The 13172-nt window shown below is 68.0% G+C and carries 11 protein-coding genes; 9 read left to right on the forward strand and 2 right to left on the reverse strand.

What is annotated here, in order from left to right; translation table 11 throughout:
• The first annotated feature begins 114 nt into the window (after positions 1-114).
• From ACCQ01_RS02470 to ACCQ01_RS02480, 3 genes are read left to right on the forward strand one after another with little or no spacing between them, the layout of a single operon-like run.
• Positions 115-618 carry a hypothetical protein gene (locus ACCQ01_RS02470; RefSeq protein ID WP_228433493.1) on the forward strand — a complete coding sequence of 168 codons (504 nt, stop codon included), beginning with the start codon at positions 115-117 and terminating at the stop codon, positions 616-618.
• A complete protein-coding gene (locus ACCQ01_RS02475) occupies positions 615-1442 on the forward strand; it encodes an NYN domain-containing protein (protein WP_228433491.1) in 828 nt (275 codons plus the stop codon). The genes ACCQ01_RS02470 and ACCQ01_RS02475 overlap by 4 nt, the downstream gene beginning before the upstream one ends.
• On the forward strand, positions 1439-2101 hold the full coding sequence (locus ACCQ01_RS02480; RefSeq protein WP_228433488.1) for a glutathione S-transferase family protein: 663 nt from the start codon (positions 1439-1441) through the stop codon (positions 2099-2101). Before ACCQ01_RS02475 ends, ACCQ01_RS02480 begins: the two co-directional genes overlap by 4 nt.
• Positions 2102-2509: 408 nt before the next feature.
• On the opposite strand, the gene ACCQ01_RS02485 is transcribed toward ACCQ01_RS02480, so the two are convergent.
• Positions 2510-4729, reverse strand: coding sequence for a primosomal protein N' (locus tag ACCQ01_RS02485; RefSeq protein ID WP_228433486.1), 2220 nt, complete (start codon positions 4727-4729; stop codon positions 2510-2512).
• A gap of 459 nt (positions 4730-5188) precedes the next feature.
• Between ACCQ01_RS02485 and ACCQ01_RS02490 the strand changes: the two genes are divergently transcribed.
• The 4 genes from ACCQ01_RS02490 to sppA all read left to right on the forward strand — a co-directional run bounded on the left by ACCQ01_RS02490 (position 5189) and on the right by sppA (position 10573).
• Positions 5189-6247 carry a hypothetical protein gene (locus tag ACCQ01_RS02490; protein ID WP_228433484.1) on the forward strand — a complete coding sequence of 353 codons (1059 nt, stop codon included), beginning with the start codon at positions 5189-5191 and terminating at the stop codon, positions 6245-6247.
• Positions 6234-6836, forward strand: a complete 603-nt coding sequence (locus tag ACCQ01_RS02495) for a DUF3106 domain-containing protein (protein ID WP_228433482.1) — start codon at positions 6234-6236, stop codon at positions 6834-6836. The genes ACCQ01_RS02490 and ACCQ01_RS02495 overlap by 14 nt, the downstream gene beginning before the upstream one ends.
• Before the next feature lie 374 nt (positions 6837-7210).
• The gene (locus ACCQ01_RS02500; protein ID WP_228433481.1) at positions 7211-8587 is read left to right on the forward strand and encodes an MATE family efflux transporter; all 1377 of its coding nucleotides are present in this window, start codon (positions 7211-7213) and stop codon (positions 8585-8587) included.
• An 84-nt stretch (positions 8588-8671) separates the two neighbouring features.
• On the forward strand, positions 8672-10573 hold the full coding sequence (sppA, locus tag ACCQ01_RS02505) for a signal peptide peptidase SppA (protein WP_228433479.1): 1902 nt from the start codon (positions 8672-8674) through the stop codon (positions 10571-10573).
• A gap of 68 nt (positions 10574-10641) precedes the next feature.
• Here sppA and ACCQ01_RS02510 read toward each other — a convergent pair whose 3' ends face one another.
• On the reverse strand, positions 10642-10857 hold the full coding sequence (locus ACCQ01_RS02510; RefSeq protein ID WP_076056920.1) for a hypothetical protein: 216 nt from the start codon (positions 10855-10857) through the stop codon (positions 10642-10644).
• Positions 10858-10961: 104 nt separating this feature from the next.
• Here ACCQ01_RS02510 and ACCQ01_RS02515 point away from each other — a divergent pair, with 104 nt between their 5' ends.
• Positions 10962-11738, forward strand: a complete 777-nt coding sequence (locus ACCQ01_RS02515; RefSeq protein WP_040941929.1) for an SDR family oxidoreductase — start codon at positions 10962-10964, stop codon at positions 11736-11738.
• 50 nt (positions 11739-11788) lie between these two features.
• The gene (locus ACCQ01_RS02520; RefSeq protein WP_228433477.1) at positions 11789-13147 is read left to right on the forward strand and encodes a sensor domain-containing diguanylate cyclase; all 1359 of its coding nucleotides are present in this window, start codon (positions 11789-11791) and stop codon (positions 13145-13147) included.
• The last annotated feature ends 25 nt before the right edge of the window (positions 13148-13172 follow it).

Genomic DNA, 13172 nt, shown 5'->3' on the forward strand with positions numbered 1-13172 from the left:
GGTCCGATGGATCGCAACGTGGGCACGCAAGGATGCAACAGCGGCAATGAATGTGGCGCGTCGGGCAGGGCCCGCCTGCGGCATCATGTCGCATCTCGCTCACCTGGTCACCGTATGTCCACCTTGCCGCCGCCGTTGCCGCCGCTCGCACCACCTGCCGCCGTTGCGCCTGTGCGCGTTTCTCAGCGCAGCCCCGCGACCGTTGCGTTGCTGATCGTGCTGGGCGGTGTAATGACGTTCGGTGTGGTGGTGCTGGGCGTGATCGCCTGGATCGCGGTCGCCGGGTGGTCGATCTTTTCCGAGCAGGCCCAGGCCGCGCTGCAGGCCGACGCGGTGGTGCAGCAGCACATCGGAAAAATCGACACCATGGAGGTCGATGTGCTTGCTACTGGTGCGGCGCCGGGCGGCGACGAATTCGTGTTCTCCGTCACTGGCGATCGCGGGCGTGGCAAGGTCAGTGCGACCTGGGTCAGCGACGGTGCCGAGCGCGAGATCCTGACCGAGGGCGTGCTGACCATGCATGACGGTAGCGAGTACACGCTGCCGGCGGAGCAGGCGTCGGGCAACGACAGCGAGACTGAAATCGAATCCGCCGAGTCTTTCGAGGAACAGACATGATCGACAACCCCGATAAACGCATCGCACTGCTGATCGATGCCGACAACGCGCCGGCCGGCAAGATCGATGTAGTGCTGGCGGAAGTGGCGCGCTACGGCGTGGCAAATGTGCGCCGCGCTTATGGCAACTGGAAAAGCCCGCACTTGAAGAGCTGGGAGGCGGCATTGCACGAATACGCGATCCGCCCGATCCAGCAATTTGCCTACAGCTCCGGCAAGAATGCCTCGGACATGGCGATGGTGATCGATGCGATGGATCTGTTGTACGCGCGCAATCTGGATGGGTTTGCGATTGTCTCCAGCGATGCGGACTTCACTCCGCTGGTGATGCGCCTGCTCACCGACGGCATGAAGGTGTATGGCTTTGGCGAGAAGAAAACGCCAGCGCCGTTCGTCAATGCGTGTTCCAAATTCACCTATGTCGAAGCACTCGGCGAGCAGGCTGCCGCGGCCAGCGACACCGCCGCAGGCCGAAAGGATGCCACCGCGCTGCGCGGCGACACACGGCTGGTGCAGATGCTGCGCAACGCAATCGACAGTGCCTGCGAAGACGACGGTTGGGCGCATCTGGGGGCCGTCGGCAAGCAGGTGGCCAATCAGGCCTCGTTCGATCCGCGCAACCACGGCTACCGCAAGCTCAGCGATCTGGTGCGCGCGATCGGCCTATTCGAGATCAAGCAGGACGAACAGGCGTTGTGGGTGCGCGATGTGCCCAAGGGCAATCGCCCCAAACAACCCCCTGCTGCTGCGGCCCCCGCGCCGGCCGCGGCCAAACGTGGGACGCGTGGTGCACGCAGTGCGCCGAAGCCGGTGGTGGAAAAATGACCGACGAGCGCATGGCGACCGCACACACGCCAGCGGGCGATGGCATCACGTTGTGGGGGCGGCGCAATTCCAGCAATGTCCGCAAGGTGCTGTGGTGCCTTGAAGAGGCGGGTGTGGCGTATACCTCGATCGAGGTGGGCGGCGCATTCGGCGGAAACGATACACCTGCGTACCGCGCATTGAATCCGAACGGGCTGGTGCCGGCGCTGCAGGATGGCGCGCTGGTGCTATGGGAATCCAACGTGATCGTGCGCTATCTGGCGGCGCGTTACGCACCGGCGTTGTACTCGCACTCACCGGCCACGCGCGCGCTGGGCGACCGCTGGATGGACTGGACCACGTCGACCTTTGCCGGCGTGTTTCGTGATCTGTTCTGGGGCGTGTTACGCACACCGCAGGCCGAACGGGATACCACACGGATTGCCACAGCGCTTCAACGCTCCGGCGAGCTGCTCGCAGTTGCCGACGCTGCGCTGGCACAGCAGCCGTATCTGTCCAGCGACGACTTTGCGATGGGTGACATTCCGTTGGGCAGCTTTATCTACGCGTGGTTCGAGATGCCAATCGAATGGCCCGAGTTGCCGCATCTGCACGCCTGGTACCAGCGATTGCGTGCGCGGCCGGCTTACCAGCGTGGCGTGATGACGCCGCTGACTTGAGTTAGCAAGCGTACTGACCTTGAGCCGTTGAAGGTGCGGGGGGCCGAGCATCGTCGGATGCGTCGATACGAGCCGAATGCTGCGGCACATTGGGATACGTGTAGAGCCCGCGATGGTAGGAGCGCGCTGGCGCGCGATGTGGAATGACTGGGAACGCTTCATCGCGCGTCAGCGCGCTCCTACCGGGCGTGTTTCTGTTTGCGGGCAGGCGTCTCGACAACGGACGCAATAAACGACCAATGCACCTTCAGCGGACGGATGTTGCGGGACATGGGGACGCGGAGTGGCAGCAGCTTTGGTAGGAGCGCGCTGGCGCGCGATGGGGCATTACCGGTAACGCTTCATCGCGCGCAAGCGCGCTCCTACCAAGCGCGTGTTCGTTTGCAGTCAGGCGCCTCGACACCTGCCTCAATACAGATCGATCGGGTCCACATCCAGCGACCAGCGCACCCGGCGCGCTTGCGGTAAGGCATGGATGGCCGGCATCTGCGCGTCCAGGACCCGATGCAGCGCAGAGCGTTGCGCCGCCGACAGCAGGAGTTGGGTGCGCTGGAAACCGGCGCGGCGCGGCATCGGCGCCGGCATCGGCCCGTAGCATTCCACCGGCGCGATGGCCGGCGAGGGGGCTGGCTGCTCGCCGACCAGAGCGCGCACCGCGATCAGGAACTGATTGGCCGCGGCCACATCCTTGGCTTCGGCACGGAACAAGGCCAGATGCGCGAAGGGCGGGAAGCCGGCCGCTTCGCGCTGCTGCAGTTCGGCATCGGCAAACGCGTGGTAGCCGCCGTTGACCAGGGTCTGCAGCAACGGATGCTCGGGGTGATGGGTCTGCAACCACACCTCGCCGGGGCGGTCGGCGCGGCCGGCGCGGCCGGCAACCTGGATCAGCTGCTGGGCCAGTTTTTCGGCGGCGCGGAAGTCGGCGGAGAACAGGCCTTCGTCGATGCCCACCACCACCACCATGGTCAGCCGGGGCAAGTCGTGACCCTTGGCCAGGATCTGGGTGCCGACCAGGATGCCGGCGTCGGTGCCGAGGCGGGCGAGCTGGGTTTCCAGCGCGTCGCGGCGCTGGGTGGTGCTGCGGTCGATGCGCACCACTGGCGCATCCGGGAAGGCCTCGACCAAGCGCTCCTCCAGCCGCTCGGTGCCGATGCCCTGCGGCTGCAACGCCAGGCTGGCACAGGCCGGGCAGGCCAGCGGCGCCGGTTGGCGCGCACCGCAGTGGTGGCATTGCAGGCGGCGGCCGCCGGCATGCACGGTCATCGGGGTCTGGTGCAGCGGCGTGCTGCAGCGTTGGCAGGCGGCGGTCCAGCCACAGTCATGGCACAGCAGCACCGGCGCATAGCCGCGCCGGTTCTTGAACACCAGCACCTGTTCCCCGCGCGCCAGGGTGGCGCCGATGCCGGCCAGCACCTCCGGCGACAGGCCGTCCTTGAGCGGGCGCTTGCGCACGTCGAGCACGCGCACGCGGGGCGGACGCGCATCGCCTGCGCGGCGCGACAGCCGCAGATGCCGATAGCGGCCGCTGTAGGCGTTGTGCAGGCTTTCCAGCGATGGCGTTGCGCTGCCCAGGATCACCGGCACATCCAGCGCCTTGCCACGCACCAGGGCGAAGTCGCGTGCGTGGTAGCGGATGCCGTCCTGTTGCTTGTAGCTGCCGTCGTGTTCCTCGTCGATCACGATCAGGCCGGCGTTGGGCAGCGGCGTGAATACCGCCGAGCGCGTGCCGACGATCAGCTTGGCTTCGCCACGCCAGGCCGCGGCCCACACCCGCGCGCGCTCGCCATCGGAGAGCCCGGAATGCAGCGCATGCACCGGCACGCCCAGGCGCGCGCGGAAGCGGCCCAGCGTCTGCGGGGTCAGGCCGATTTCCGGCACCAGCACCAGCGCCTGCTTGCCGGCGGCCAGGCAATCGGCGATCGCCTGCAGGTAGACCTCGGTCTTGCCGCTGCCGGTGACACCGTCGAGCAGATAGGTGGCAAAGCCGCTGCCGGCGCGGATGGCGTCGGTGGCCGCCTGCTGTTCGTCGTTGAGCTGCGGCCCGGTGCCTGGGCGCGCCGGCAGCGTGTCGGCGGCCACCGCCACGCGCTCGGCGTAGCCACGCTTGGCCAGGTTGCGGGCAGCCTCGCGCCACTGCGGCAGCTGCTGCTCCAGCGGCTCTTCGGCGAGCGGGCCGGCAAGCAGCAGCGCGGCCAGCAGGGCCGGGCGGCTACCGGCGCGTAGGCTACCGGCACCAGTGCGGCCGGCCTCGGTGAGTTGCCAGGCCCAGGCATGGGTGTCGGCCAATGGCTCGCCACGGCGCAGCGGGCCGGGCAGGGCGCTGGCCTGGGCCTCGCCCAGCGGGGCATGGGTGTAGCGGGCGAGCCAGTGCAACGAACGGGCCAGCTCATCGACCAGTAGCGGGGTGTCGTCGCACCAGTCCAGCGCCGCGCGCAGCCCCTCGGCTGACGGCTGCTGGCCGCGCTCGACGACCACCCCGATCAGCTCGCGCGGCCCAAACGGCACGCGCACCCGGCAGCCAACCCGATCCGGACCGTCCACGGCGGTGTCTTGGGGGGGCAGGTAATCGAACAATTGCGGCAGCGGCACCGGCAGGGCGACGCGCAAGGTGGTGACTGGAGCGGACATCCGACCAGTCTAACGACCCTGTCCAGTGCCGGCAGCGGAGCGCACCGCGCAGCCCGGAGCGGCCTGTTGAGTTGCGGCAGCTTTCTGTGACCGAAGTGATAAATCCGACGTAAACCCATGTGAGGGTTGGAGAAACCGGCTTATCCACACTGCCTGTGGATAAGCCTGTGAATTAGTCTCGTGCTCCACGCCGTGAAGGCGGATTCACTAGCCTTGGCAACCCGTTGGACATTTTTTCGCCATCTACCATAACTCGATAACTATCAAAGACTTAGGCGTGAAACAAGAATGCAACACGGAAAAACCAACAGTTGACAGACGGCGGCGTATCGGCATGTCTGCCGCTGTGCACAACGTGCGTGGGCGGCGGCCACGGCAGGAGCAACGGTGTGTGGATCTGTCAAGCCATCGGCGGGGATCATCTGCGTCGGTATCATGCCGGCCGATGCTGGAGTTCTCATGACCGTAGTCCCCGACGCCCCCGTCACCCCCACCGCGCTGTCAGCCTTTTTGCGCGGTGTCGAACGCAGGGGGCTGGTGCTGGCGCAGTTGCAATGCGGCGATGACGCCGCTGCCGAGCGGGCCTTGGCCGCTGCGCTGCGTGCCTTCAGTGGGCAAGCCGCCGGGCGGCCGATGGCAGGCTGGCCAATGCGCTTCTGGAGCCTGCTGGCGGCCGCGCCGCCGCTGCGGCGCGAGCCGATGCCCGGCACCTGGTTGCCACCCTTCACCGCCCTGGGCCGGATGCAGTCGGTTGACCGCCTGGCCCTGCTGCTGCGCATCGTCGGCGGGCTGCAGGAAGCCGACGCCAGCGAAGTGCAGGGCATGGAGACGGCCGCGTACCAAGCTGCGCTGGCGCGTGCCTGCCCCCGCGATGCGGCCGGCAACCCGGATGCGCAGGCCTGGCGGGCATTGGCCGAGGCCGCCCAGGCGGAATTGCGTGAATTGAGCCCCGGCCAATTGAGCCGGCTGACCCAGCTGCGGGAGTCGGCCCTGGCTGGCATGCCGTTGCAGCCGGTACAGGACGGTGCCTCCAGCCCGGCGGCATCGGCTCCCGCGCGCAGCGAACGGCCCGCCGATCGGCGCCCGCGCGCCCGTGCCGCCCGCCGGCAATGGACGTGGCCACGCATCAACCGCCGCCATGCCGGCATCGCGCTGGCGCTTGTAGCGCTGGCGCTGTTGGTGGGGGCGCTCGGGTGGTGGTGGACGCATCGCCGCCCCGCCTTGCCGCCGGAGCCGGTGTCGCAGGCGCCCGCGGGCGTCCTGCACGTCACCGACGCGGCCCCGGTGCTGGTGGAGGAGTTACCGGCCGCCAACCTTCCCGATGCCGTCGCTGCGCCCGGCCTGGATGCGCGCGACCAGGCAATGCTTGCCGACCCTGATCTGGAGCTGGCGCGCTCGGCCGACCTGTACGCCTGGTACGCCGCCGGGCACCCGGTGCCACCGGACGAATCCGGCGCCCACGCCACTGCGGCCGAACGTCCGTCGAGCGAACTGGAGACGGTCGATGACCAAAACTAAGTGGTGCGGCCTGTGGCTGGCTGTCATGGCCGGTGCCGCAGGGGCGCAGGCGCTGCCCGCGGCGCTGGACGAAACGCCGGCCGGGCCGGTGGCTGCCCCGGCAGCGCCCGCCGTGCCGGGGCGGAGCATTCCCCGCGCTGCGCAGCAGCGGGCGCGATGGGGTGCGCTGACGCCCGCCCAGCGCACCGAGCTGCGCGCCCGCTACGCGGCCTGGAAGGCACTGACCGCCACCGACAAGGTGGTCTTGCGGCAAGCGCGTGAGCGCCTGCAGGCCTTGCCGGACGATCAGCAGCGTGCGCTGCGCACCCAGTTCGGCGCCATGGACCGGCTGCATCGCGATGGCTGGCGTCTGGGCTCGCAGCTGGGCAACTTCTATCCGCAACTGCAGCCGCTGATCGGTTATGTGCCCGTCGCCCAGCGCGATGCACTGCTCGGCGTCCTGCGCAGCCTGGATGCCGGCCAGCTGGAGCAGCTGGCGGTGCTGGCGCAGCGCACCCCGCCGCAGGAACGCGATGCCTTGCGCGATGCCTTGCTGGCCGAGTCGGCGGCAACCCGGTCGACCTGGCTGAAGCGGCAGTTGGCGCGCTGATTAGAGGGGCCGCTCGTGGCGGCCGTAGTCCCACTCGCGCGGTGAGCGCGTGGGCGTCAGGCAGCCCGCGTGCGGGGTCATCGGGTGTCGACCGACGCCGCCGTTACGGCTCCGCTGCCAGTGGCCTCCGAGGCGCGCGGTCCAGGCGCCTGCCCCTGATTGCTCAAACGCGCGTCACACGCACTCCGCGCACGTTGCAGCGCCGCACCTTCACCCGCAGCGCCAGCACTGGCGACAGGCGTCACTGCGCTGGTCAGCGCTACGCTCGCCACGCATGGCCCGCACGGCAAGTGCAGGTAAGATAGCCGCCCCCACGCGACCCGGTGCCAGCGCCGCCAGGCACGGCCGTAGTCCGCGTGGCGATCGGTTCTGCAATGTCTGTCCCTCACTCCTCCCCGTCGGCAACGCCACGCTTTGCAGCGGAAGTGCGTACCACTGGCCTGCTCGCGCTGCCGTTGGTGCTCGGCCATGTCTCCACCGGCCTGATCGGTTTTGTCGACAACGTGATCGCCGGCCACCACGGCACCGCCACGCTGGCCGCGGTCACCATCGGTACCTCGTTGCTGTGGCTGCCGATGCTGGTGCCGATCGGCACATTGATCTCGCTCACCGCCTCGGTGTCGCAGTTGCTCGGTGCCGGGCGCGAACGCGAGATCGGACCGTTGTTCCGGCAAGCGCTGTGGCTGTCGCTGTGGCTGGGCGCGCTGATGTTCGGCTTTCTCACCGCGGTGCCGCCGTTGCTGCCTACCTTCGGGATCGCGCCGGACATCGTGCCCGGCGCCACCGACTTCCTGCACGCGGTGCGCTGGGGTGGGCCGGCGCTGACGTTCTACTTCTGCATGCGCTACCTCAGCGAAGGCATGCACTGGACGCTGCCGACCATGCTGCTGGGCTTTGGCGGGCTGCTGGTGCTGGCGCCGCTGGGCTACGTGCTGACCTACGGCAAGTTTGGCTTCGCCGAGCATGGTGCGCAGGGGTTGGGCATGGCCTCGGCCATCACCATGTGGGTGCAGGCGATTGCCTTTGCGCTGTATCTGTGGCGCTCGCGGCGCTTTGCGCATCTGGAGTTGTTCACCCATCTTGAAGGCCCGCGCTGGCGGGCGATTGGCGAGCTGTTGCGCACCGGCTTGCCGATCGGTATCACCGTGTTGATGGAAGGTGGGCTGTTCATCGTCACCGCGTTGTTGATCGGGCGCCTGGGCTCCACCGAAGCGGCCGCGCACCAGATCGCGATCAACGTCTCGCAGCTGTGTTTCATGATCCCCATGGGCGTGGCCGAAGCCACCACCGTGCGCGTCGGCCACGCGGTGGGCCGTGGCGATCCGCTGGGCATGCGCCGCGCGGCCTGGGCGGGCTACGCCATCGTGCTGGGCACGCAGGCGGTGTCTGCCAGCATCCTGTTGCTCGGTCACGATGCCATCGTGGGCGTGTATACCAACGATGCCGCAGTAGCTGCGCTGGCATCGGTGTTGTTGTTGTTCGCGGCCACGTTCCAGTTTCCCGACGGCATCCAGGTGTTGTCGGCCGGCGCACTACGCGGGCTCAAGGACACGCGCGTGCCGATGTTCCTGGCGATGTTTTCGTACTGGGGCTTAGGCATGCCGCTCGGTGCCGGGCTCGGCCTGGGGCTGGGCTGGGGGCCGCAAGGGATGTGGATCGGGCTGATTCTGGGCCTGACCGCCGCCGCGATCCTGATGGGCTTGCGCTTCCGCCAGACCAGCCGCCGGCTGACTGCCGACGCGGCACCCTGACTTCCTGCGCATGCCCTGCACCGCGCGCAGCCGGTATGCTGGGCGCAACGATCGATCCATCGCGTCTTTCCGACGGAGTTTTCCATGAACCACCCCGTGCGTCGCAATCCCATCGCCACGTTTTTTGTCGGCCTGTGGGATGTGATGAATTTCACCCGACGCCTGATTTTCAACCTGGTGTTCTTCGGCTTCCTGTTCCTGTTGCTGCTGCTGTTCGTGGTGGCGGTCGCCCGTGGCGATGGCACCAAACCGCTGGCTGCGCGCACCACCTTGGTGATCGCACCGGAAGGCACCTTGGTGGAGCAGTTCAGTGCGGATCCGGTGAGCCGTTCGCTGGCCAAGGCGGTCGGCGACAAGAGCGCCGAAGAAGTGCAGCTGCGTGACCTGGTGCGGGTGATCGAGGCCGCCGGCAAGGACAGCAAGATCGAGCGGGTGCTGTTGAACCTGGACAAGCTGCAGCCGTCCGGTTTCGCTTCCCAGCGCGAGGTGGCCAAGGCGTTGCAGGGGTTGCGCGCCTCCGGCAAGCAGATCGTCGCCTTCAGTGAAAGCATGAGCCAGGGCCAGTACCTGCTGGCCGCGCAGGCCAACGAGGTCTATCTCGACCCGATGGGCAGCGTGTTGCTCGAAGGCCTGGGGCGCTACCGCCAGTATTTCCGCGAGGGTCTGCAGGACAAGCTGGGCGTGGACGTGCACCTGTTCCGCGTGGGCGAATACAAGTCCGCCGCCGAGCCATACATCCTGGATGCGGCCTCCGCCGACGCCAAGGAAGCGGACCTGTTCTGGATGAACGATGTCTGGCAGCGCTACCTGACCGACGTGGCCACCGCACGCAAGCTGTCGCCGGCGCAGCTGGCGGCCGGCATCGACACGCTGCCGGAAGGCGTCACCGCCGCCGGTGGCGATCTGGCCAAGTTCGCGCTGCAGCAGAAGCTGGTGGACGGGCTGAAGACGCGCGAGCAGGTCGACAGCTTGCTGACCGAACGCGGCGTGGCCGACAACGATGCCGATGGCGGCTTCCGCAGCATCGATTTCGGCAGCTATCTCACCCAGTTGCAGGCCCAGCATTCGCCGATGGACAGCCGCCCGCAGGTGGCCGTGGTGGTGGCTGCGGGCGAGATCAGCGGCGGCGAGCAGCCGGCAGGCCGCATCGGTGGCGAATCCACTGCCGCGTTGCTGCGCCAGGCGCGTGACGACGAAGAAATCAAGGCGGTGGTGCTGCGCGTGGATTCGCCCGGTGGCGAGGTGTTTGCCTCCGAGCAGATCCGCCGCGAAGTGGTCGCGTTGAAGCAGGCCGGCAAGCCGGTGGTGGTGTCGATGGGCGACCTGGCCGCCTCCGGTGGGTACTGGATCAGCATGAATGCCGATCGCATCTATGCAGATCCGTCGACCATCAGTGGCTCGATCGGCATCTTCGGCATGGTGCCCAACCTCACCCGCGCGCTGGACAAGATCGGCGTGCATACCGATGGCGTGGGCACCACGCGCTTTGCCGGCGCCTTCGACATCACCCGCCCGCTGGACCCGGCTGCCGGCCAGGTCATCCAGGCGGTGATCAACAAGGGCTATGCCGACTTCACCGGCAAGGTGGCGCAGGCGCGGCACCAATCGGTAGAGGCCATCGACAAGGTTGCCCGTGGCCGCGTCTGGAGCGGTGCGCAGGCCAAGGACCATGGTCTGGTGGACGCGTTTGGCGGCATGCAGGAAGCGGTGGCCGATGCGGCATCGCGCGCCAAGCTGAGCAAGGGCAAGTTCCGCGTGCGCTACGTGGAAAAGGCCGCCACGCCGTTCTCGCAGTTCATGAGCGGGTTTGCAGGCAGCCGCCTGGGCGCGTGGATGTTGAGCGACTCGGGCATGGCGCGTGCGCTGCTGGCACGCTCGCTGCCGGAAGTGGACACCCAACTGCGCTTCGTCGAAGACGCCGTCCACGACAGCAAGGCAGGCGGCACGCCGGTCAAGGCGCTGGCGTATTGCTTCTGCGGGTTCTGATACGCCTCCCGTCGAGGGCGGCAGTCACGACAACGCCGGCTTCGCGCCGGCGTTGTCGTTTTCAGCGGTTACTGCGTCGCCGCGTCGATCGTTGCACGCTGCTGTGCGGCGGCCTGATCGGTGGCGGCCTGCACGCCGCGCGCCTTGTCCAGCGGCTGCTGGATGTGGTTACGCAGGGCGGTGGCCTGCGGTTCGGGTTTCTGCTCGGTCGGCGCGGGTTGCGGCCGCTGGCAGGCGGCCAACGTCAACGTGGCACAGGCCAGTACGGCCCAGTGGATCTTCATCGTCGTGACCTCGCTCGGGGTGGCGGTATCCTACGCCCCGGCCGTACGCGTGCGCCAACCGCACCGCACCGCCCGTTTCCCGCGTATTCAAAGGACACCCCCACGTGACAGCGCACCGCTGGCGGCTGGATGGACAGACCGCCCTGATCACCGGCGCCAGTGCCGGCATTGGCCTGGCCATCGCACGCGAATTGCTCGGCTTCGGCGCCGACCTGTTGATGGTGGCGCGCGATGCCGATGCGCTGGCGCAGGCCCGCGACGAGCTGGCCGAAGAGTTTCCCGAGCGCGAACTGCACGGCCTGGCCGCGGATGTTTCCGACGACGAGGAGCGCCGCGCGATTCTGGATTGGGTCGAAGATCACGCCGATGGCTTACACCTGCTGATCAACAATGCCGGCGGCAACATCACCCGCGCGGCCATCGACTACACCGAAGACGAATGGCGCGGCATCTTCGAAACCAACGTGTTTTCCGCCTTCGAACTCTCGCGCTATGCGCACCCATTGCTGACCCGGCACGCCGCCTCGGCGATCGTCAACGTGGGCAGCGTGTCGGGGATCACGCATGTGCGCAGCGGCGCGCCGTATGGCATGACCAAGGCGGCGCTGCAGCAGATGACGCGCAACCTGGCGGTGGAATGGGCCGAAGACGGCATCCGCGTCAACGCGGTGGCGCCGTGGTACATCCGCACCCGGCGCACCTCCGGCCCATTGTCCGATCCCGATTACTACGAGCAGGTGATCGAACGCACGCCGATGCGCCGCATCGGGGAGCCGGAAGAAGTCGCCGCCGCAGTCGGTTTCCTGTGCCTGCCGGCGGCCAGCTACATCACCGGTGAATGCATCGCGGTGGATGGCGGTTTCCTGCGTCATGGGTTCTAGCGCAACGCCGCTAGCCCGCAGCTCCTGTTGGGTGCACGCCGGAGCGGGCCGTGGCTGACGCGCCCATGCAGCAGCATCCGCTCGCGCACCTGCATGACATCGTGCATGACAACAGCGACTGGATCTGGGAGGTGGATGCGCAGGCGCGCTACACCTTCTGCTCGCGCGCCTGCGAGCGGTTGCTGGGCTATACGCCCGAGCAGATTTTGGGGCGCACGCCGTTCGATCTGATGGAACCGGCCGAAGCGGCGCGCGTGGGCGTGGCGTTTGCCGAAATCGTGGCAGCGCGTCGCCCGTTCCAGGGCCTGCTCAACCGCAACGTGCGTGCCGATGGCCGCACCGTCATGCTGGAAACCAGCGGAATTCCGCTGTTCGATGCCCAGGGCGCGCTGCGCGGTTATCGCGGCATCGACCGCGACGTCACGCCGATTGCCGGCGGCCCCGACGACAGTGCCACCAATCAGCGTTTGTTCCAGCTGGAGGCGCTGTATGCCGCCGCGCCGGTGGCGTTATGTCTGATCGACCGTGCCGGGTGCTATCTGGCGGTGAACGAGGCGATGGCAGGCATCGCCGGGCGCAGCGTGCAGGAGATGATCGGCATGCGCGTGGCCGAGGTGTTTCCGCAAGCGGCGGCCGATCAGGCTGACGCATTCGCCACGCTCGCTGCCGGGCACGACGTGCCCGACCAGGTGTTCGACTGGCAGGACCGCAGCTACCACGTGCGGGTGCGCGGCGTGCGCGATCTGGAGGGCCGGCTGATTGCGCTGACCACCGCGTTGACCGACATCAGCGAGCACCTGCGCGTGCAGTGGCGGCTGACCAAAACCACCGAGGCGCTGGCCGAGGCCAACCGTCAGCTGGAGCAGGCCAATGCGCAATTGCTCGGTGCCGCGCGCAACGATCATCTGACCGGGCTGGCCAACCGGCGCGGCTTCGATCGCGCCTTCGAGCGACTGCTGCCGGCAGTGCGCGACGGCACGCGCGGCGCGTCGGTGCTGATGCTGGATGTTGATTACTTCAAGCAATACAACGACCGCTACGGCCACCCGCAGGGCGACCAGTGCCTGCGGGACATCGCCGCCGCGCTGCGCAGCGTGGTCACGCGCGGCGAGGACGTGGTGGCCCGCTATGGCGGTGAGGAATTCGCACTGCTGCTGCCCGATACCGATTTGCCCGGCGCGGCGGAGGTTGCGCGGCGGCTGCAGGAGCGACTTGCTGCCATGCCGATCAGCCATGCGGGTAGCCCGTGCGCGCGCATCACCGTGAGCATCGGAGTCACGGCGCTGCAGCCGCAGGAGTGCCAGGTGCAGGATGCTCAGGTGCGTGAGGCGGTGATGGCGCGCGCCGATCGCGCGCTGTACCAGGCCAAGAATCAGGGCCGTAATCGGGTGGCACTGGCGCCGGCCTAGACACCTGCACGCAGACGGTGTCCGC

It is taken from the genome of Xanthomonas sp. NCPPB 4037 (assembly GCF_041475695.2).
GTDB lineage: Bacteria > Pseudomonadota > Gammaproteobacteria > Xanthomonadales > Xanthomonadaceae > Xanthomonas > Xanthomonas campestris.